Annotated in this window: 15 protein-coding genes, 1 tRNA gene and 1 pseudogene; 9 read left to right on the top strand and 8 right to left on the bottom strand. The window is 72.7% G+C overall.

The window, feature by feature from the left end; translation table 11 throughout:
* Positions 1 to 294: 294 nt before the first annotated feature.
* Positions 295 to 735: an ATP-binding protein gene (locus ACQP17_RS12620; RefSeq protein WP_433856355.1), complete on the top strand. Its 441-nt coding sequence runs from the start codon at positions 295 to 297 to the stop codon at positions 733 to 735.
* Positions 736 to 938: 203 nt separating this feature from the next.
* Here the strand turns inward: ACQP17_RS12620 and ACQP17_RS12615 are convergent, their stop codons facing one another.
* From ACQP17_RS12615 to ACQP17_RS12595, 5 genes are all read right to left on the bottom strand, one after another.
* Positions 939 to 2,333: a transcriptional regulator gene (locus tag ACQP17_RS12615; RefSeq protein WP_433856354.1), complete on the bottom strand. Its 1,395-nt coding sequence runs from the start codon at positions 2,331 to 2,333 to the stop codon at positions 939 to 941.
* Between the two features lie 361 nt (positions 2,334 to 2,694).
* The gene (locus ACQP17_RS12610) at positions 2,695 to 4,536 is read right to left on the bottom strand and encodes a TerD family protein (protein ID WP_433856353.1); all 1,842 of its coding nucleotides are present in this window, start codon (positions 4,534 to 4,536) and stop codon (positions 2,695 to 2,697) included.
* 112 nt (positions 4,537 to 4,648) lie between these two features.
* Positions 4,649 to 5,797: an alpha/beta fold hydrolase gene (locus ACQP17_RS12605; RefSeq protein ID WP_433856352.1), complete on the bottom strand. Its 1,149-nt coding sequence runs from the start codon at positions 5,795 to 5,797 to the stop codon at positions 4,649 to 4,651.
* Between the two features lie 94 nt (positions 5,798 to 5,891).
* The gene (locus ACQP17_RS12600) at positions 5,892 to 6,797 is read right to left on the bottom strand and encodes an NADP-dependent oxidoreductase (protein WP_433856351.1); all 906 of its coding nucleotides are present in this window, start codon (positions 6,795 to 6,797) and stop codon (positions 5,892 to 5,894) included.
* An 82-nt stretch (positions 6,798 to 6,879) separates the two neighbouring features.
* Positions 6,880 to 7,950, bottom strand: coding sequence for an alkene reductase (locus ACQP17_RS12595; protein ID WP_433856350.1), 1,071 nt, complete (start codon positions 7,948 to 7,950; stop codon positions 6,880 to 6,882).
* 251 nt (positions 7,951 to 8,201) lie between these two features.
* Here ACQP17_RS12595 and ACQP17_RS12590 point away from each other — a divergent pair, with 251 nt between their 5' ends.
* Complete coding sequence (locus ACQP17_RS12590; protein ID WP_433856349.1) at positions 8,202 to 8,762, top strand: MarR family winged helix-turn-helix transcriptional regulator; 561 nt, start codon at positions 8,202 to 8,204, stop codon at positions 8,760 to 8,762.
* 314 nt (positions 8,763 to 9,076) lie between these two features.
* Here ACQP17_RS12590 and ACQP17_RS12585 read toward each other — a convergent pair whose 3' ends face one another.
* Complete coding sequence (locus tag ACQP17_RS12585; protein ID WP_433856348.1) at positions 9,077 to 9,505, bottom strand: hypothetical protein; 429 nt, start codon at positions 9,503 to 9,505, stop codon at positions 9,077 to 9,079.
* A gap of 210 nt (positions 9,506 to 9,715) precedes the next feature.
* Positions 9,716 to 9,788: transfer RNA gene (locus tag ACQP17_RS12580), tRNA-Arg, on the bottom strand.
* Between the two features lie 302 nt (positions 9,789 to 10,090).
* On the opposite strand from ACQP17_RS12580, the gene ACQP17_RS12575 reads away from it, so the two are divergent.
* The 7 genes from ACQP17_RS12575 (at position 10,091) to ACQP17_RS12545 (ending at position 20,282) form a co-directional block, all read left to right on the top strand.
* On the top strand, positions 10,091 to 12,106 hold the full coding sequence (locus ACQP17_RS12575) for an ATP-binding protein (protein WP_433856347.1): 2,016 nt from the start codon (positions 10,091 to 10,093) through the stop codon (positions 12,104 to 12,106).
* A 179-nt stretch (positions 12,107 to 12,285) separates the two neighbouring features.
* Positions 12,286 to 14,430: a YfjP family GTPase gene (locus tag ACQP17_RS12570; protein WP_433859896.1), complete on the top strand. Its 2,145-nt coding sequence runs from the start codon at positions 12,286 to 12,288 to the stop codon at positions 14,428 to 14,430.
* A gap of 177 nt (positions 14,431 to 14,607) precedes the next feature.
* Positions 14,608 to 15,327, top strand: a complete 720-nt coding sequence (locus ACQP17_RS12565; protein WP_433856346.1) for a single-stranded DNA-binding protein — start codon at positions 14,608 to 14,610, stop codon at positions 15,325 to 15,327.
* 225 nt (positions 15,328 to 15,552) lie between these two features.
* A complete protein-coding gene (locus ACQP17_RS12560; RefSeq protein ID WP_433856345.1) occupies positions 15,553 to 16,950 on the top strand; it encodes an LAETG motif-containing sortase-dependent surface protein in 1,398 nt (465 codons plus the stop codon).
* 508 nt (positions 16,951 to 17,458) lie between these two features.
* Complete coding sequence (gene ettA, locus ACQP17_RS12555) at positions 17,459 to 19,123, top strand: energy-dependent translational throttle protein EttA (RefSeq protein ID WP_433856344.1); 1,665 nt, start codon at positions 17,459 to 17,461, stop codon at positions 19,121 to 19,123.
* A gap of 5 nt (positions 19,124 to 19,128) precedes the next feature.
* Positions 19,129 to 19,563 (top strand): acyl-CoA thioesterase, encoded by a 435-nt coding sequence (locus ACQP17_RS12550; RefSeq protein WP_433856343.1) that lies wholly within the window; start codon positions 19,129 to 19,131, stop codon positions 19,561 to 19,563.
* Positions 19,560 to 20,282, top strand: coding sequence for a hypothetical protein (locus tag ACQP17_RS12545; RefSeq protein WP_433856342.1), 723 nt, complete (start codon positions 19,560 to 19,562; stop codon positions 20,280 to 20,282). Before ACQP17_RS12550 ends, ACQP17_RS12545 begins: the two co-directional genes overlap by 4 nt.
* 131 nt (positions 20,283 to 20,413) lie before the next feature.
* Here ACQP17_RS12545 and ACQP17_RS12540 read toward each other — a convergent pair.
* Positions 20,414 to 20,569 (bottom strand): annotated as a pseudogene (locus ACQP17_RS12540) (ABC transporter ATP-binding protein); the annotation flags it as partial.
* Positions 20,570 to 20,691: the final 122 nt, after the last annotated feature.

The following is a 20,691-nucleotide window of genomic DNA, read 5'->3' as shown; positions in this document are numbered from 1 at the left end:
CTGCTCCCTTCGCTGCGCTGTGCGCCTTCCGTACGGGCATGCGCACTGCTTGAATCGAAAGGGAAAGCAAAGCTGAAAAGCGGGCCGGTACGTACCGGCGGCGCGGCGGATTCCCAATGCCGCCAGGACAGCCCGAGCGATGCCGCTGGCAGTGCTTCATGAGGCGAAAGCGACATCGAAGTCCATGAGGTACACAGGAAAGGGGTAGTCATGTTACCCACCACCATGCATTCGGCCGAAGTCACTGTTGCCGTCCGGCATATCGCGCACTGGCCCCGGGAAAGAAACGAGCTCGTGCCCGCCGACTGCTGGAGTTCCGCACCGCGTGTGGTGTTCCGGCTGCCGGCGCTGCGGCGGGCGGTGCCGGTGTGCCGCAGCCTGGCCCGCGCCTGGCTCGACGGACAGCACATCCATGACGACGACACCCGATACCTCATGCTGCTCGTCCTGTCGGAACTGTGCACCAATGCGATCCAGTATTCCGCCGGCACCCGCTTCACCTGCCGGATATGGAGGTCGAAGGACCTGCTGCACATCGAGGTGCACGACCGCGGGGGCTCGGCATCGGTACCCCGGGTGCGCCACCCCGGCGGGGAACAGGAACACGGCCGCGGTCTGGAGCTGGTCGCCCTGTCCTCCGCGTGCTGGGGCCGGAGCATCGAGGCCGACAGCGGCTGCACCGTCTGGGCCGCGCTGCCGCTGGCGGCCGGCGTACAGCGGCGCATGACGCCGTAACACCCCTACGGAACACCACAAGCGGCACGCGGACCGCCGGCCGCGGTCCCCGCACCGTGCCGCTGCACCCCTCGGGGTGGCTCCCTACAGCCGACGGCCGGCCGGCACCGGCTACCCCACCGCCTCCCCGCGGGCCGGGACGAGCCGTCCGGCCGTCGGCGCCGGGACGACCGGACGCGCTCCCCACGGCGAGCGCACCGCCGTCACCGCGACACCCGCATCCCGCTCTCCAGGACGAGGGTGTCGAACGCGCGCACCGGCTCGGTGTCCCCGAACGGCCGCAGCTCGTCCTGGAAGCCCTGCAGATACCGCTCCCCGAGCGCCGACTTCAGCCGGCCGAGCAGGGCCACCCCCTCCATCGCCGCCCGGCAGGCCTCCTCCACGTCGCCGGCCTGCGCCAGCACCGTGGCGAGCAGCAGCAGATCGATGGCCCGGCGGCGCACCCGGGTCCGCGGATGCCGGGCGAGTGCCTCCTCGGCGCGCCGGGCGGCCGGCCGCGGCTGCTGGAGATCCCGGTAGCAGTGCGCCAGTTCGTCGGCCAGATAGGCCCGGTCGAAATGTGCGATCCACTCGGGACCGTCCCCGGGGACGACCTGCGTCATCGCCTCCATCGCCTTGTCCGCCAGTATTTTGCACATCCTGGCGTCCCCGAGCATGGCGTAGCCGCGGGCCTCGGTGGCGTAGAACATCGCCTGCGCGGCCAGCGGCGCCCGGCCCCGGGTGCCCTCCTGCGCCGCCCGGGCGAGCTGCACCGCCTCCCGGGAGCAGCCCGCGCCCACCGCGAGGTGGCTGAGCCCGGCGGCCAGCACATAGCCGCCGTAGCACCGGTCGTCGGCGGCCTGCGCGAGCCGCAGCGCCTGGATGTAGTACCGCTGCGCCAGGCCCGGCTGCCCGATGTCCAGGGCCGTGTACCCGGCCAGCTCCGTCAGCCGGGCGGCCGCGGCGAACAACTGCCGCCCCGTGGTCTCCCCGTAGCTCCCGGCCATCAGCCCGGACAGCACACTGCTCAGGCAGGACACCACCACGGGCCGCACATAGCCGCTGCCCACCCGGTGGTCGAGTTCGGCCAGCGCCTGGGTGGTCGCCCGGACCAGCTCCACATCGGTCATGCCCACCCGCGGTCCCAGCGGCCGGTGGCGCGCCACCTGGGGGTCGGGGGAGCTGATCAGCCAGTCCCTGCTGGGTTCGACCAGCGCCGACGCGGTCATGGCCGAACGCGACAAAAGCCCCCGTGATTCGGCGTCCATGTGCCATAGTTCACGGACCTGTTCCAGTGCGTCGTCCACCGTGGCGGCGAAGTGGAGACCGACCCCGCAGGTCACGCTGTTGCCGTTGGCCATGCCGATCTCTTCCGTCGAGACCGTGCGGCCGAGTTTGCCGCTCAGCGCCTCGGCGATGACGGCCGGCACCCGGCCGCGGGGCCGCTGACCGCTGAGCCACCGGCTCACGGAGGTCTTGTCGTACCGCAGGTCCAGGCCCTGTGCCTCTCCCAGGACGTTCACCTGACGCGCCAGCGCGGAGTTGGACAGGGAGGCTTCCTGGATGAGCGACCGCAGTCGTTGGTTGGTCTGACGCGCGACGAGTGGTCGGGCGGCCATGGTTCTCCTCCAAGCACATGCCGCCAACGGTTCACGTTGGCATATCCAGAGAGAACGGGATGGGTCAGTCTTTACCCAACAACCAGGACTGAATCGCGATGACCAAAGTCAAGTCGCCGCCTGGGCGTTGCGCGCAGTAGCACAGGTGCATGAAGGGGCTTCAGTCATGTGCCCCGCACGCCGGCCCGTCCCGCGCGCTCCGGCCGAACCCTCACCGCACGCCACCCCACACCGCGCACAACCACCCACCCCCGGGCGCCGCCTTCGCACTCCCCGTCACGCGTACGGGATCCGGCCAGGCGCCCGCACCACCCCCGCCCGCGGCACGCTCCCCGCCGGGCGCCGGGGAGCGGGCCCGCGCTCACTCCTCGATGTCCACCCCGTAGCCCCGTGCGAGCACGTCCAGCCCGTGGTCGTAGCCCTGCCCCACGGCCCGGAAGCGCCAGCGCGGACCCCGGCGGTAGAGCTCCGCGAGGAGCAGGGTGCGCTCGGTGGTGGCGGCGTCGAGAGCGGACTGTGCGAGGGGCGGGGCGCTGCTGCCGCAGGCCGCGGTGATCTGGAGCGCGCCGACGTCGCCGAAGGTGGGGGTGCCGTCGACGGCGGCCGCGACGACGACCTTGCGGACGGCGGCCGGCAGCGCGCCGAGCCGGACGGCGAGGGTCTGCTCGGCCGGCCCGTCGGCCAGGAGGCGCACGGATCCGTCCGGGTTCTCCGGGGCCCCGTAGAAGAGGAAGTCCTCATCGCAGGAGACCTGCTCGTCCTCGTCGACGAGGAACGCCACCAGGTCCACCTCGCACCCGGTCCGCTGCGCCCAGGAGGCGGAGAGGTGCCAGACGGCCGAAAGCTGCCGGTCCGGCAGGTCGATGACGCCCCCGCGCGGAAGTACGTGCGGGCCGCGGCGCCCGATGACCCAGCGCGGCAGGGGCGCGACCGTGGGGGCGTCGAGCCAGTCGGCCGGGTAGGTGGGGATCTCCAGCGCGGCGATACGGGGCATCCGCCGGTCCGCCGCCCCGTCGGCGAGCAGGACGACATCGGTGACACCCGCCGACAGATTGATCGCCGCGGCGCCCCCCAGTTCGACGACGCGGGTACGGCCGGCCGCCGCCTTCGGATGGGTGCCGCCCAGCACGAGCACCCGCCGCCCCGAGAGCGGCCGGTCGGCGGGGACCGGAGCCGCCCGGCCCGCGGCCTTCGGCGCAGCCGTCCCGGGGGTACACGCCCCGTCCTGTGCCACCCGGGCCCCCGGGACCACCGCGGCCGGCCGCTCATCCGGCCGCTGCTCATGGGGAGTTCCGGCCCGCACCTCGCTCAACAGGCGCAGGAACGTGCGCTCGTCGATGACCGGCACGCCCTCGGCGATCGCGCGCCGTGCCTTCGCCGAGCCCGAGGAGGAGTCGTTGGTGACCAGCACGCCGGTGTGCCGGCTGACCGCACTCATCACGTTCAGCCCCGCCGCGGCGGCCCGGGCGAGGAGTTCGGTACGGGAGGTGGCGGTCTCACCGGTGACCGCCACCTTCATGCCCTGTGTCAGCGGCCCTCCCGGGGACAGCCGCCCCGGGTTGCGGAAGGAGCACGGCGTCTTAGACCGCCGCGGCGTGAACCGCGGGTCCTGCCGCGGCGGGCAGTCGACCAGCGGCAGCGGCAGCCCCAGCCGCGCCGCCTCCCGCAGCGAGGCGCGCAGCACCCCGGCCAGCACCCGGGTGTCGTCCAGCGCGTCGTGGGCCTTGTGCTGCGGGACGCCGTAGTGGGCGGCGAGCGTCCCCAGCCGCAGGTTCTCGGTGGGCGGATCCACCCGCCGGTTCAGCGCCAGTGTGCACAGCCGCCGGGCGACCGGCAGCCGGACGTCCGCGCGGGCGAACTCGTGCGCCAGGAAGTCGTAGTCGAACTGCGCATGGTGCGCGACCAGCACCCGGCCCTGGAGCATGGCGGCGATCCGGCCGGCGACCTGCCCGAACTCCGGCGCACCGCGCAGCCGCTCGGCGGTCAGCCCGTGCACCTCCACCGGCCCCGGGTCGCACCCCGGATTCAGCAGCGTCGAGAACTCCCCGGTCCGTTCGCCGTCCGGCCCCATGGTGACCACCGCCACCGACAGCACCCGGTCCCTGCGCGCCACCAGCCCCGAGGTCTCCACATCCACCAGCGCCCAGTCGAACGCGTACGCACGAAAGCCGGATTCCTCGGCAGCGACGGAAGCAAGACTCATGACGGAAAGGGTGATCCGACTTTCAACTTCCTTCAACCGGAATGCTTATTTGTCCTGTTTTTTCTTGAGGGGTGGTGAGGGCAACGGCCCGGCGGCCCCCTCGCGTGCGTCCTCAGACGGCGTGCCGCGCGAGGAAGTCGGTGATGAGGCGGCGCCATTCGTCGGGGCGTTCCACCATCGGCAGGTGTCCGGTGGGGAGTTCCACGAGCTGGGCGTGCGGGAGGCTGTCGGCGAGCCGGCGGTGCTGGCGGGTGGAGGTGAACCGGTCCTGGGTGGTGGAGATGACCAGGGTGGGCGCCTGGATGCCCGGCAGGTCGTCGCGGACATCGGCGCGGGGGGCGAGTTCGGCCTGTTCGGGGGTGCCGTCGGCGACGCCGGCCGCGGTGAACCCGACGGCCTGCTGGAGCTGTTCGTCCGGCATCGCCTCCAGTGCGTCGGCGCCCAGGGCCATCATCGTCAGGTACTCGGCGAGCAGGGTGCGGTCGCCCGACTCGGCCAGCTTGCGCCAGACCGGCAGGGCGAGCGCGAGCCGGTTGTCCCGGTAGGGGAAGGTCGCGGTCAGGACGAGGGCGGTGACGCGCTCGGGGTGGCGGGCGGCCGCGCGGATCGCGACCGGGCCGCCGAGGGAGTAGCCGGACACCGCGAAGGTCTCCAGGCCCTCGGCGACGGCTCCGGCGACGAGCTGGTCGGCCAGGTCGTCCAGCGAGAGCGGGGTGGTGGAGCGGGGGGTGTCGCCGCTGCCGGGGTAGTCGACGCCGACCACGGCGTGGTGCGCGGCGAGGTCTTCGAGGATCGAGCCGTAGGTGCCGGCGATGCTGCTGCCGGCGCCGTGGGCGAGGGCGAGGCCGGGGCCGGAGCCCAGGACGGTGCGGGCGTAGGTGGCTTCGGGCAGGGCGGGTGCGGACACGGGGGCGGCCTTTCCGGGGGAGTGGCGGGGGCGGGTGCGGTGTCGCGACCAGCAGCGGATCTGCTCCAGGGCGGGCAGCAGCGCCCGGCCGTCGGCGGTGAGGGTGTAGGTCGCGGGCCCGGGCGGGAGCTGGGCGTGGGTGACGAGCCCGCTCTCGACGAGTTCGCGCAGCCGGTCGGCGAGCATCTTGGTGCTGATGCGCGCGATGGCGGTGCTGAGTTCGCCGTAGCGGGCGGGGCGGGTGGCCAGGGTGTGGAGGATGATGCCGGTCCACTTCTGGCCGAGGACCTCGAACGCGGCGACGAGGTCCGCGTCGGCCGTCAGCGGCACGGGGCGGGTGGGCCGGGCTGCCATGGGTCTCGCGGTCCTGCGTCCTTGGGGAGTGGGGAGTGGTGGGTGGAGGGGCCGCGGTCGGCCCGGAAGCCGACCGCGGCCCGGCCGCCAGGAGTCAGGGAAGGAGAACGACCTTGCCCCGGTTGCGGCGGGCCTCGAGGTCACCGTGCGCGGCGGCGGCCTGGTCGAGCGGGTAGGCGCGCCATACGGGGAGATCGAGTTCACCGGCGGCGGCCATTCGCACCAGCTGCGCGAGCGAGTCGTCGGCCGGGTCGGCGCCGCCGGCGCTGAAGCGGACGTCGTGCTGCGCGGCGGTCATGTCGGCGATGGTGATGACGCGTGCGCTGTCACCGGCCAGGGCGACGGACTCGGCGAGCACGCCCGCCCCGGAGGCGTCGAAGACGGCGTCGACCCCCTGGGGAGCCGCGGCCTTCACCCGCTCCACCCAGCCGTCGCCGTAGCGGACCGCGGTGGCGCCGAGCGCCGTGACGCGCTCGATGTCGTGCTCGCCGACCGTTCCGACGACGGTGATGCCGCGGGCCGCGGCCAGCTGCACCGCGACGGTGCCCACGCTGCCGGCGGCGCCGTGCACGAGCAGGGTCTGCCCCGCCCGCACCTCCAGCTCCCGCAGCACCCGGAACGCGGTCCGGCCGACCGTGACCAGTGACGCGGCGACCTCCCACGACAGACCCTGCGGTTTGGCCGCCGGCCGCTCCAGCAGGGCGTACTCGCCGTAGCTGCCGCCGGCCGCGGCACCGAGAACCTCGTCACCCACGGCCGCGTCGGCCCCCTCGCCGACGGCGTCGACGACACCGGCCGCGTCCAGGCCGGGGGTCACCGGGAAGCGGGCCGGGGCGACCTTGGCCATCAGGCCCGACCGGACCTTGAGGTCGAGAGGGTTCACGGAGGCGGCCCGCACACGGATGCGGACCTGGCCCGGGCCCGGCTCCGGCGTGGAGACCTCCGACAGTCGCAGCACCTCGGGTGCGCCGTACTCGGAGAAGGTGATTGCTTTGGACATCGCAGACTCCCAGGTAGGGACGGGTGAAGGGAAACCGCACGCACTGTCATTCACTGTGCGGCCGCGGCGGCGGGGCCGCTGCTCAGGCGGGGAGGGCGGGGTAGTCCGTGTAGCCGCGGTGGTCGCCGCCGTAGAAGGTGGCCTTGTCGGCGGCGTTGAACGGACCGCCGGCGGCCAGCCGCCGCGGCAGGTCGGGGTTGGCCAGGAACAGCGAGCCGAAGGCGATCATGTCCGCGCTGCCGTCCTCGATCAGCGCGAGCGCGTCGGGACCGGTGACGTCGGGGTAGGTGAACGGGTTCAGGACGAAGGTGCCGGGCCACGCCTTGCGCAGCCGCGGGGTCAGGTCGCGGTTCGGGCCCTCCATCAGGTGCAGATAGGCCAGGTCCAGGCCGGCGAGCCGCTCCAGCAGGGCGAGGTAGACCTCGTCCGGGTGGTCCTCGGCGATGTCGTTGAACTGGTTGCCGGGGGAGATCCGCAGGCCGACCCGGTCGGCGCCGATCGCCTCGGTCACGGCCTCGGTGACCTCGACGGCGAAGCGGATGCGGCCCTCGGTGTCACCGCCCCAGGCGTCGGTGCGGAGGTTGGTGTTGGGCGCGAGGAACTGGTGGATCAGGTAGCCGTTGGCGCCGTGCAGCTCCACGCCGTCGAAACCGGCCTCGATCGCGTTGCGGGCCGCGGCGGCGAAGTCCGCGATCGTCTGCCGGATCTCCGTCTCGGTCAGCTCCGTCGGCGTGACGAACTCCTTGGGTCCCTCGTGGGTGAAGACCTGGCCCTTGGCGGTCACCGCGGACGGCCCCACCGGCTCCAGGCCGTCGGGCAGCAGGCTGGGGTGGCCGATGCGGCCGGTGTGCATCAGCTGCGCGTAGATCGTGCCGCCCTCGTGGTGCACGGCGTCGGTCACCGTCCGCCATGCCCGCACCTGCCCGGCCGAGTGCAGGCCGGGGGTGTCGGGGTAGCCCTGGCCGACCACGGACGGCTGGATGCCCTCGGTGACGATCAGCCCGGCACCGGCGCGCTGCGCGTAGTACGTCGCCATCAGCTCGGTCGGCTCGGCGCCCGGCCCGTAGGCACGGCTGCGGGTCATCGGCGCCATCACGAGGCGGTTCGCCAGGTTGCCGGCGCCCAGGACGATCGGGTCAAAAGCAGTGGTCATGGTCTCTCTCCTCGGGATACGGGAGGTCTCGCGGCACCGGGTGCTCGGGAGCCCCGGGCCGACGATTGCCTGTCCGAACAAGTAAATCACCTGTCCGAACAAGTAACGCTCCAGAATCCATTCCCGCTTTCAAATGTGAAGCACGCAACACGTTGCTACCTGCGCGTATGCGCCCATAGGTCGACGTGGTCCTGAAGACCTAGGACCAGGGAGGTAGGATTACGCTGCCCAAACAGGAAAGGGAGAGGCTGATGACGCAGTCCACCCCGGAAGCCGGCAAGAGCCCCGTGGAGAAGGGGCAGGACGCCACGGTCCCGGTGCCGGCCGCGGCCGGCACCGGGCCGGTCAGTCACGCGATCTTCCGCCTGGCCCGTCTGCACCGCATGTTCGCCGGACAGCTCCTGCGCCGGATCGGCCTGCACCCGGGCCAGGAGCTGGTCATGATGCACCTGTGGGAACTCGGCCCCCAGCGCCAGACCGACCTGGTACGCCTGATGGACTCCGACGCCGCCACCATGACCCGCACCGTCCGCCGCCTGGAACAGGCCGGCTTCGTCCGCCGCCGCCCCTCACCCACCGACAAGCGCGCCTCCCTCATCGAGCCCACGGCAGCCAGCCACGCCCTGCGCCGCGAGGTCGAACAGGTCTGGTCCCACCTCGAAGACCTCTCCACGGCAGGCCTCTCCCCCGACGAACGCACCGCGGCCCTGCGCACCCTGGAACGCCTGGAACAAAACCTGGTCCGGGCTGCGGCGGATGCGGCAGATGTGGCGGAGGCCGCCGAGGTAACGGACGTGAAGGAGGAGGGGTAACGCCCCACCGGGGGCCGCGTATTGCCGTCGCAGCCACCCTCCGGCAACCGGTCGACGGCGCCCTCGGCGCCGGGCCTTCCCCTGAGATCGCCGCGGCGGGACCGGCGCGGCCCTGCGATGCGTTCACCGGCGCATTCGCAGGCGGTGTCGAAGCCGAAGTAGTCAAAAGCACTTGGCCCGAGATTCCTCGGAAGCTTGACGCCGGTGCCGTGCCCCGGCCGTGAGCAGCTGCACATCTCCTTGGGCGGACGCCGAGGCCCCGTCACCTCCTGGTAGGGGACGGGGCCTCTCTCACTGGAGAGCGGCGCGGAGAACTACTTCTGCTCAGCGGCAAGCTGCGCGGCCAGCGCATTGAACGCAGTGACATACCGGTTCGCGGCGGCCAACTCGGTGCGATCGGGCTTCACGCTCCCACTCTGCACATTGCCGTTCCCGAAGGTCACGTTGATCGCGGCTGCCCCCTTGTTCTTCCGGCCGGTGGCAGCCGCTGAGACGCCCAACGTCGCGACCCCTGCCACCGGTCGTGTCGCAGTCCACCCCTTGTGCGCGTCCGCATGGAAGAACTCGGCTCGCCCACCGGCGACAGGTCCGAACGCCGTGATGCCGCACTCGGAGGTGGCCCAGGGATGCGTGAACGCCGCTTGCTTCAGCTGAGTCTCGGCGGGGTGATCGGCGCGCCATTCCCTGAGAGCTTCTGGGTTGCTGACCACGACCGCCTGGGCCCCCGGATGGTTGTGCGCCACCCGGGCATGTTCGTGCGCTTCTCAGAGACGCCGGGCGAGGCTCGGGGAACGTCACCGTGTATTCACCGCGGCCGCCCGCGGAAACTCGGTGGCAGCCGGACGGCGTCGGCTCTCCCGTCGGCCGCCGAGGCAGGAGCCGCCGCCTCCGCGGGAGCATCCACAGGTGCCCTGACCGGCAAAAAGACCCTCCCAAGGGAGGGTCTTGCGAAGCGCCCCCGGCAGGACTCGAACCTGCGGCCAAGTGCTTAGAAGGCACCTGCTCTATCCACTGAGCTACGGGGGCCGGGTGTGGACGTGGATCACGGACCGCGGTCAAGGATAGAGGTCCGGGTGCCTCGTCCCGGTTGCTTCACCTCCGTGGCACGTTGTGGAGGTTCGGTGAAGCGGTCCCGATAATCGCAGGCAGGTACGAATCCTGCATCGCTTTTGACGCCCCGCGCTGCGGGTGTTGTGCACTCGTTATGCCTGCGTCGCGCGCGTCGCGGGCGCCTCATGTGCCACTCATCCCGTTCTGTGCACATTCTTGCGACGCACACGAGGGGTTATACGCTTCAAAAACCCAACGAAATTGGGCATTCTGCACATGTGGCGACCTTGGACGTACGACCCCGGCTGATCGACGCACTGTCCGTTCTGCGAGACCGCGTCGACGCCGCACGCTTTCCACTGCCACTGCGGGGGGCCGCCCGTGCCCGGCGCAACCGGGTCGAGCTGCTCGCTCAGCTCGACGACTACGTGATTCCGCGCTTGCGCTCCCCGCAGGCGCCGCTGCTCGCGGTGATCGGCGGGTCGACCGGGGCGGGCAAGTCCACGCTGGTGAATTCGCTGGTGGGGCGGCGGGTGTCGGAGGCGGGGGTGCTGCGGCCGACGACGCGTACGCCGGTGCTGGTCTGCCACCCCGACGACCTGCGGTGGTTCGCCGGGCCGCGGGTCCTGCCGCAGCTCGCGCGGATGTGGGTGCCCGAGCAGGACGACGGCGCGGAGGAGTACGAGGCGGGCGCGGGCCCGGGCCGGGGGGAGTTCGGGGTCCGGGGTGTGGGGGGAACAACGGCTGCTGGTGGGCGTGGGGCGGCAGGGGTGCAGAGCGCGCACGGGGCGCGCGGTGCTCAGGCGGGCCGGGTGGCCATGGCTCAGGAACTGCATGGAGGGGAGGGAGAGGAGCCAGGGACCGGTAGGGCGCACAGGGCGAATGGTGAGCGGGGGAGAGGCGCACGGGGTGAGGGAAGAGAAGCGGGTGAGGTGTTCGGGGGCGGTGCGGCTGAGGGGTACGAGGTGTACGGCGGGGTGGGCGGGGCCGTCGATTCGGGGATGCTCACGGTGCGGATCGAGACCGAGCCGGCGTTGCCCAGCGGTCTGGCGCTGCTCGATGCCCCGGACATCGACTCGTTGGTCGCGCGGAACCGGGAGCTGGCCGCCGAGCTGATCTGTGCGGCGGACGTGTGGGTGCTGGTCACCACGGCCGCCCGGTACGCGGATGCGGTTCCCTGGCACCTCCTGCGGACGGCCAAGGAGTACGACGTCACGCTGGTGACCGTGCTGGACCGGGTGCCGCACCAGATCGCCACCGACATCTCCGGGCGCTATGCGGAACTTCTCCAGCGGGCCGGCCTGGGGCATGTCCCGCGGTTCACCATTCCCGAGCTGCCCGAGTCGGCCGGCGGCGGGCGCGGGCTGCTGCCCGCCACGGCCGTCGCGGCGCTGCGGGACTGGCTGGAGCGGCACGCCCAGGACCCCGTCGCCCGGATGGCCGCCGCGGAGCGTACGGCCACCGGGGTGATCGCCTCGATGCGCAGCCGGCTGCCCGCGCTGGCCGGGGCCGCCGCCGCGCAGCACGCCGCGGCGCTGCGGCTGGCCGGCCGGGTCGAGGAGGCGTACGAGGGGGCCGCGGAGCGGGTGCGCAAGGAGGTCGCGGCCGGGGAGGTGCTGTCCGGGGACGCCCGCGCCCACTGGCGCGACCACGGTCTCGACGGCCGGTCGGACGAGCTGCTCGACGCCCTGACCCATGGCCTCACCTCGCTGCTGACCTGCGCCGTGGAGGAGGCCGACGAGCGGTCGGCGGAGGCCTGGCGGCGCGATGCCGCGGCGTCCGAGGTCGCGTTGACGACGGCCGCGGGCGCGGCGGGTGCGGGCGAACGGCTCGGTGTGATCGTCCGGCGCTGGCGGCGCTGCCTGGAGGAGCTGGCCGAGGAGGAGACGCGGGAGGCGCGGGCCGGGCAGGCCGGCGAGCGCGCGGGATCCGTGGAGCCGGAGGAGTCGGCGGCGCTGCTGGCCACCGCCCTGCTCGGTGGCCGCCGCGCCCGTACGGCGGGCGAGAACCTCGCCGACCTCCTGGGGGCCCAGAGCGCGCTGCGGCTCTGCGAGCGGGGCAGCCGGCTGCTGGCCACGTACCTGGAGCGCGCCCTGCACGGTGAACGGGAGCGGCGGCTGGCTCCGCTGGATCAGCTGACGGTGCCCCTGGACCAGCAGGCGGAGCTGATCGCCGCGCTGTCCGTGGTGCAGCGCGAGAAACAGCGGGAGCAGCGCAGAGAAGTGCGGCGCGGAGAAGAGGAGACGGCGATGGCCAGGCAGATGGCGATGGGGAAGGAGGGGGTGTCGGGGTGACCGTGTCGGAGGTGACGGGATCCGGGGAGGCTGCGGGGCACGAGCGGGAGGCGGGGGAGGCGGAACGCGGACAGAAAACGGCGGACGTGGTGGGTGAGGGGCTCGCGGGAGGGATGGTGGTGGCCGGGGAGGGTGTGGACACTGTGGCGCCCGTGGAGCCTCTGACGCCCGTGGAGCACATGGAGCCCGTGGAGCCCGTGAGGTCGGTGGAAGTCGGGGGAGAGGCCGGGGCCGGTGGGGTGTGGGATGACGGGCTGATCGCGCGGCGGGCCCGGGGTGGCGGGGTGCCGCGGCCCGGTGGACGGGACGGGGTGAGCGGGGCGCGGGTGGAGGCGGCGGTGGCCGCTGGTGTGGCCGCGTCGGCCGGGGCACAGGGACGGGCGGGTGGACGGGCCGGAGGCGCGGCCCGTGGTAGAGCGACGGGTGGCGGGCAGGTGCCGGTGCCGTCGCGTGCGGACGGGAGCGGGTACCGGTGGGTGGCCGACGGGGGGCGGCGGGCCGCGGGGGGCGGGCTGCGCGGGCGGCTGGACGCGCTGCGGGAGCTGATCGCGCTGTCCCGCAGCCGGCTGGACGGGCGGACGCTGGAGGGCGCGGGACGCGTCCTGGAGACGGCGGACGCGCGCTACCGGCTGTCCGGTGAGCACACCGTCGTCGCCCTCGCGGGGGCGACCGGAAGCGGCAAGTCGTCGCTGTTCAACGCGCTGGCCGGGGCGAACCGTTCGCAGGTCGGGCCGCGGCGGCCGACGACCGCGGAGCCGGTGGCCTGTGTCTGGCCGGGCACCCGGCCGGGGTCGGAAGGGCTGCTGGACCGCCTGGGGGTGCCCACGCATCGCCGGCACGCCCCGGCGGACGGCACCTGCGAGCTGAGCGGGCTGATCCTGATCGATCTGCCCGACCACGACTCCTCGGCCACCGAGCACCGCGCCCAGGTGGACCGGATGCTGGAGCTGGTGGATGCGGTGATCTGGGTGGTGGACCCGGAGAAGTACGCCGACGCGGTGCTGCACGAGCGGTATCTGCGGCCGTTGGCGGGCTACGCCGAGGTCATGTTCGTCGTCCTCAACCAGGTGGACCGGCTGCCGGGGGACGCCGCCGACCAGGTGGTGGACGATCTGCGCCGGCTGCTGGACGAGGACGGGCTGGCGCTGGGCGAACACGGCGAGCCCGGGGCGGCGGTGCTCGCGCTCTCCGCCGCGACCGGCCAGGGCGTGGGGGAACTGCGGGAGACGCTGGGGCAGTTCGTCGCGGAGCAGGGGGCGGCGGACCGGCGGCTGGCGGCGGATGTGGACGCGGCGGCGGAGCGGCTGCGGTCGGTGTATGTGGCGCAGAGCCCGGTCGGGCTGACCGAGCAGGCGCGGGCGGAGTTCGACGACCGGCTGGCCGAGGCGGTGGGCGCGGTGGCCACCGGGCGCGCGGCGGAACGCGATTGGCTGCGGCAGGCGGAGCGCGCGTGCGGCACACCGTGGGCGCGCCTTCGGCTGCGGCGCGGGCGGAGACGGCGGGGGAGCCGGTGGGTGAAGCCCGCCTCCGGGGTGGCGACGACGGATGTGGGGGCTCCCCGGGGAACGACGGCCGGAGTGGGGGCGTCCCGGCGGCGCGCAAAGCCGGGCCGCGGACGGGCCGTCGGGGAACAGCCCTGTGGGGGATGCGGCGAGCCGGGGCGGACGGGGACGGGGGCCGCACGGACGGGTACCGGGCGGACCGCTTCCGGGCGGGGCGTCGGGAGGCAGGGCCTCATGGGGCAGCAGGGCACGGCCGGTGGCACGGGGGAGCCGGCGGTGGACGGCCGGGCGGCGGCGCGGCCCGTGGTGGAGCACGCCGTACGCGCGGTGGCCGGTGAGGCGGCGCACGGGTTGCCGGCGCCCTGGGCCCAGGCCGTGCGGGAGGCGGCGGACCGGGGCGCGCACGGACTGCCGGAAGCGCTGGACAAGGCCGCGGCGGAGGCCGAGGAGTCGCTGCGGGGCGGGCCTGCCGTGAACCCGCGGTGGTGGACGGTCGCCGCCTCGTTGCAGGGGCTGCTGGCCGCGCTGCAAGTGGTCGGTGTTCTGTGGCTGCTGGGCGTGGTCACGGGCCTCGGCGACGGGACGGACTGGGTCTCCGGGCTGCTCCCGTCGGTGCTGGGCGCGCTCGGCGGGCTCGCGCTGACCTGGCTGTGCCGGGTGGTGGCACGCGGTCCGGCGAGGCGTTACGGGCAGGAAGCGGAGCGGCGGCTGCGGACGGCGGCGGCGGGGTGCGGCCGGGCCCGGGTGCTGGAGCCGGTGGCCGCGGAACTGCTGCGCTATCGCGAGGTACGGGAGCGGTACGCGGTGGCGTCGGGCGTGTGACGGCTCCCTCTTCCCCGCGACGACCCTTTCGGGTGGCCGAGTTGTCCACAGGCGGGCGGCCGTCCACACGTCGCCGCGGCGGCCGCCGAACCCGTGCAGCATGAGATCCACGCAGCGCGCGGCACCGGACGAGGGCCCGCGCACGACACGGGGGAGGCGTGTTCGGTGAACGACACGATGGTGACGCTGGTGGGGAATGCCGCGACGGCGGTGGAGCACCGGCAGACGACGGCGGGCGCGACGGTGGCGAGGTTCCGGCTGGCGGCCACGTCCCGGCGGTGGGACAAGGCGCTGGAGCGCTGGACCGACGGCGAGACGAGTTTCTACACGGTCCGCTCGTGGCGCGGGCTCGCCGACAATGTCGCGGCGTCGGTGGCGGTGGGGGAACCCCTCATCGTCCAGGGGCGCTTGCGGCTGCGGGAGGGGGAGCAGTCCCCCGAGCGGGGCGGGCAGCGGTGGTTCGCGGCGGAGGTCGACGCCGTGGCGATCGGCCACGATCTCACGCGTGGCACCGCCGCGTTCCGCAGAGGCACGCGGCCGGCCCGGACCGGAACGGACGCTGCCGCGCTCTCCCCGGCCGCACCCGAGCCCGCACCGCCGGCGCAGCCGCAACAGGAGGATCGGGACGAGGCGTTGCCCGCCAAGGGGCAGACGTCCGCCAAAGCGCCGGATGCGGGTGGCCGGCGGAAGGCGCGCGCGACTCCGGCGGCCCCCGAGAGGCCCGTCGCAGGGCCCTCGCCGGCCGGGACGGCTGCGGCCGCTGAACACTCCGCGCACTCCGCGTCACCTGAATCCTCGACAAGCTTCCATGGTGCGGCGGGCCTTGGGCCGCCGGAGGCTTCCGTTCCGCCGGCCTCAGCCGGTGTCGATTCGCCCGAGAAGGTAGCAGTTTCCTGAAAAGTCCTGACGATTTGTCGATAATGCCAGGTCAGGGTGCCTGTTATCGGTAACGATTGCGATTCGGATCGCTTATGGGATGCCATTACTGGGGACCCTGGTGCGCCTGCTCCATAAGATCCGACAAGAACTCACGGGGGCTGACGTGTTCGGCTGCTGAGTCCTTTGGATCTTTCCGGCGAGGCATCCTCTCCCACTCGACCGCCTCGCCCAGAGGGGAATTTCATGCTTTCCATAAAGAGGCGGGGCGCAGCCCGCCTTGCTGCCGCGGTCGTGGCCTCCGGCCTGGTCGCGGCGGGTGCGATAGCCACCGCGGGGACTGCCGCGGCGGACGAGACGACCCCCGCGCACGGTGGTGCCACCGCCACGCTCGGCGGTCTGAAGACCTTTGACCAGGCGGTCGTGCACAACCCGGGAGGGGACCAGCGCGTCGGCGCCGGCCTCTTCGAGATGGCGGTCGACAACGGCGGCACGCTCCAGACGTACTGCATCGACATCCACAACCCGACGCAGCAGCAGGCGAAGTACCAGGAAGTGCCCTGGAGCGCCTCGTCGCTGCACAACAACGGGGACGCGGGCAAGATCCGCTGGATCCTGCAGAACTCGTACCCCCAGGTGAACGACCTGGCCGCGCTCGCCTCCAAGGCCGGCGCAGGCAACCTCACCGAGAAGACCGCGGCGGCCGGCACCCAGGTCGCGATCTGGCGCTTCTCCGACCACGTCAAGGTGGACGCGGTCGACCCGGCGGCCGAGAAGCTCGCCGACTACCTCGAGAAGAGCGCGCAGAACGTCGGCGAGCCCAAGGCGTCGCTGACGCTGGACCCCCCGGCCGTCTCCGGCAAGTCCGGCGGCAAGCTCGGCCCGGTCACCGTGCACACCAACGCCGACAGCGTCACGATCGCCCCGGCGGCCGGTGCGCCTGCCGGTGTCAAGATCGTCGGCAAGGACGGCAAGCCGGTCACCGGCGCCACCGACGGCACCCAGCTGTTCTTCGACGTGCCCAAGGGCGCCGCGGACGGCAGCACTTCGCTGACCGCGCAGGCCGCCACCAAGGTCCCGGTCGGCCGCGCCTTCACCGGCATCGGCGAGCACGCCAAGAGCCAGACCCAGATCCTGGCCGGCTCCAGCGAGTCCACGGTCTCCGCGGCCGCCTCGGCCTCCTGGAAGAAGCAGGGCGCCATCCCGGCGATCACCGCCGAGAAGAACTGCGCCAAGGGCGGCGTGGACGTCACGGCCAGCAACAAGGGCGATGAGGCGTTCCGCTTCCAGCTCTCCGGCAAGACCTACGAGGTCGCCCCGGGCAAGTCGCAGACCGTGACCGTTCCGGTGGGCGAGGACCAGCCCTACAACATCACGATCACGGGCGCGGGCGGCTTCAAGAAGTCCTTCTCCGGCGTCCTGGACTGCAAGACCGCCGGCAGCGGCGGCGGCAAGCCCTCCTCGCAGCCCAGCCCGGCCTCGGTCGGTGGCAGCACCGGCGGTGACAAGGGCGGCGACCTCGCCGAGACCGGCTCCAGCAGCGCCACCCCGATGATCGCGGGCATCGCGGTCGTCCTGGTCGTGGTCGGCGGCGGCGCGGTGTTCTTCCTCCGCAAGAAGAAGGCCGGCACCCCCGCCGCGTGACACCGGCACCCGGCGATGCCGGGCGGCACGGAGGCCGTTCCCGGTCTCCGTGGCACCCGGCACCCGGTCGTGGCCGGCGACCGCCCGGTGACCCCTCGGTGAGCGGGCGGTAGCAGGACGAGTACCTCAAGGCCCCGGAGCGCAGCAGCGCTCCGGGGCCTTCGGCGTGCGCGTGCACCGGGGCCGGGCCGGTCCCGAGGGTGAATCCGGCACGGCCGGCTCGCCCCGTACCGTTTCCGGAGGGCGGGCACGGCCCGTTTCGCCGCCCCGGCGCCGGCCCCCGGTGCAGGCTCGCCCGGTGGAACGCGGGGCTGACGGAGCGCGACCGGGAGGCCACCGGAGTGTGCCAGGTAAGGGCTGAGCAGGGGCGCTCTGACCTACTCGTTTCCGCCAGAGCGCAGGCGTACGGCAAGATGGGGAGTATCTGCCCTCACCCGGTCACCGCGTACGACGGACCGGGGCGGTGCCGCACAGACCCTGATCGATCCAATCTGCCGGACGGTTTCTCTTGGCTGAGTACATCTACACGATGCGCAAGGCGCGCAAGGCGCACGGCGACAAGGTCATCCTCGATGACGTGACGCTGAGCTTCCTGCCCGGCGCAAAGATCGGTGTCGTGGGGCCCAACGGCGCCGGTAAGTCCACGGTGCTGAAGATCATGGCCGGCCTGGAGCAGCCGTCCAACGGTGACGCGTTCATCTCCCCGGGCTACACCGTCGGCATGCTCCTGCAGGAGCCGCCGCTGGACGAGTCCAAGACGGTGCTGCAGAACGTCCAGGACGGCGCCGCCGAGATCATGGGCAAGCTCCACCGCTTCAACGAGGTCGCCGAGCTGATGGCGACCGACTACTCCGACGCGCTGATGGAGGAGATGGGCAAGCTCCAGGAGGACCTCGACCACGCCAACGCGTGGGACCTGGACACCCAGCTGGAGCAGGCCATGGACGCGCTGGGCTGCCCGCCCGGCGACTGGGCGGTCACCAACCTCTCCGGTGGCGAGAAGCGCCGCGTCGCGCTCTGCAAGCTGCTGCTGGAGGCCCCCGACCTGCTGCTCCTCGACGAGCCCACCAACCACCTGGACGCCGAGTCCGTGCAGTGGCTGGAGCAGCACCTCGCGAAGTACCCCGGCACCGTCGTCGCCGTCACCCACGACCGGTACTTCCTCGACCACGTCGCCCAGTGGATCTGCGAGGTCGACCGCGGCCGCCTGCACGGCTACGAGGGCAACTACTCCAAGTACCTGGAGACCAAGGAGACCCGTCTCAAGGTCGAGGGCCAGAAGGACGCCAAGCGCGCCAAGCGCCTCAAGGAAGAACTGGAGTGGGTGCGCTCCAACGCCAAGGGGCGGCAGGCCAAGTCCAAGTCGCGACTGGCGCGTTACGAGGAGATGGCCGCCGAGGCCGACAAGATGCGGAAGCTGGACTTCGAGGAGATCCAGATCCCGCCGGGCCCGCGCCTGGGCAATGTCGTCGTCGAGGTCGACAAGCTCAACAAGGCCTTCGGCGAGAAGGTCCTGATCGACGACCTGAGCTTCACGCTGCCCCGCAACGGCATCGTCGGTGTCATCGGCCCGAACGGCGCCGGCAAGACCACGCTGTTCAAGATGCTCCAGGGCCTGGAGACCCCGGACTCCGGCGACATCAAGGTCGGCGAGACCGTCAAGATCTCCTACGTCGACCAGAGCCGCGAGAACATCGACCCCAAGAAGACCCTGTGGGCCGTGGTCTCCGACGAGCTGGACTACATCAACGTCGGCCAGGTCGAGATGCCCTCGCGCGCCTACGTGAGCGCGTTCGGCTTCAAGGGCCCGGACCAGCAGAAGCCGGCCGGGGTGCTCTCCGGTGGTGAGCGCAACCGCCTCAATCTGGCGCTCACCCTCAAGCAGGGCGGCAACCTCCTGCTCCTCGACGAGCCGACCAACGACCTCGACGTCGAGACCCTGTCCTCGCTGGAGAACGCGCTCCTGGAGTTCCCCGGCTGCGCCGTGGTCGTCTCCCACGACCGCTGGTTCCTCGACCGCGTCGCCACGCACATCCTGGCGTACGAGGGCGAGTCCAAGTGGTTCTGGTTCGAGGGCAACTTCGAGTCCTACGAGAAGAACAAGGTCGAGCGCCTCGGTGCGGACGCGGCCCGTCCGCACCGCGCCACGTACAAGAAGCTCACCCGGGGCTGACCGGCGTGCGACACCTCTACTCCTGCCCCCTGCGCTGGTCGGACATGGACGCCTTCGGCCATGTCAACAACGCGGTGTTCGTCCGCTACCTCGAAGAGGCGCGGATCGACTTCATGCGCCGGCTGGCGCCGGGGGACGGCAGCCCGTCGTTCACGGGCGGCTCGGTCGTCGCCCGGCACGAGATCGACTATGTGCGGCCGCTGGTCCACCGGCACACGCCGGTGACCGTGGAGTTGTGGGTGACGAAGATCAGCGCCGCGTCGATGACGGTCGGCTACGAGGTCAAGGACGAGGACACCCTCTACCTGCGCGCCTCGACCGTCGTCGTCCCGTACAACTTCACCGAGGAGCGTCCCCGCCGCCTCACCGCGGAGGAGAAGACGATCCTCAAGGAGTACCTGGACGACGCCTCGCACCAGTCGGGGGCCGTCGCGGTATGACGGTGCTCCACCTCGCCGACGCCGGGGAGGCGGCGGATCTCGCCGCCTTCCTGGCCCGGCTGATCCACTACGACAAGGCCGCCGCGGTACGGCTCCAGGCCGGCGGCGGGGTGCTCGCCGTCTTCGGCCGCCCGCCGTCGTTCGAGGTGCTGGCGATCCGCACCGCCCGGCTCGCCGGGGACACCACCCTCGACAGCACCGTCTCGGCCGGTGAACTCCTCGAAGGCATCGAGGAGTCGTCGGACGCGGTGACCGTGCCCGCCGCGGTGACCGGCCCGCCGTGGACCGGGCTGCTGCCGCCGCGCGGCGGCTGGCAGCGGGTGCCGGGGCTGCCCGCGCCCGAGGCGCTGGTGCGCGCGGTGGCCGCCGCGGTCGCCGAATTCCGGTCCCGGGACGAGGCGCTGGAGCCGCAGCACCGCACCCGCGCCGAACGGGACCGGATCGGCAAGGAGATCTGGTCGCGCACCCTCGGCGACACCCACCTTCCGCTGCGCGCCGCCCACGCCGCGCAGTCGCTGGGCTTTCTGCGGCCGGCTCGGGCCGGTGCGCTGGTCGGCGGCGCCTCCGGCGGCGCGCCTGACTCCCGTCCCCGGCCGCTGAGTCTGCTGTCCGCGGGCGGCTGGCTGCGGCTGAGCACCCCTTACGGGTCGGTCGCCGTACGGACCGGGGGACCGGCGGGGTCGACCGGGCTGTCGGGGCTCACGGTCACGCCGGTCTGAGGGAGGCGGCCGCCGCCCGGGTGCCCGGCAGGGCGTCTGAGGTGCCAGCCGTTTTCCTTCCCGGTCCCGCTCCCGTCGGCGTCTTCGCCCCGGCCCGTCCCGCGGGCCCGGGCCGCCGCGTCCGAGGTGTGGTCGGGCCAGAACCCGATGTGGCCGCTCTCCAGCTCCCGCAGGATGCGGTGTGCCGTCCCCGGGCTGTGGGTGTACTCGGCCGGAAGCTGCAGTCGGCCAGCGCGGTCGAGCATCGCGCACTCCCGGGCCACCAGGGATTCCCGGCTGGTCGTGGCGCCTCGTGAACGGCAGCCCGTCGAACGTCCGCCGGGCGCCCCGGACCACCGCCCGGCCCGCCGACTTCCTTTGCGTGGCGGGAAGTTGGGCCGTCACCCGGAGCGCAGCGGCCGGGGCGGCG

The sequence above is a fragment of the Streptomyces kronopolitis genome, from assembly GCF_050953795.1.
In the GTDB taxonomy this organism is placed as follows: domain Bacteria; phylum Actinomycetota; class Actinomycetes; order Streptomycetales; family Streptomycetaceae; genus Streptomyces; species Streptomyces kronopolitis_A.
Note: the sequence above shows the minus strand (reverse complement) of the source record. Positions and strands in the feature narration are given on the sequence as shown.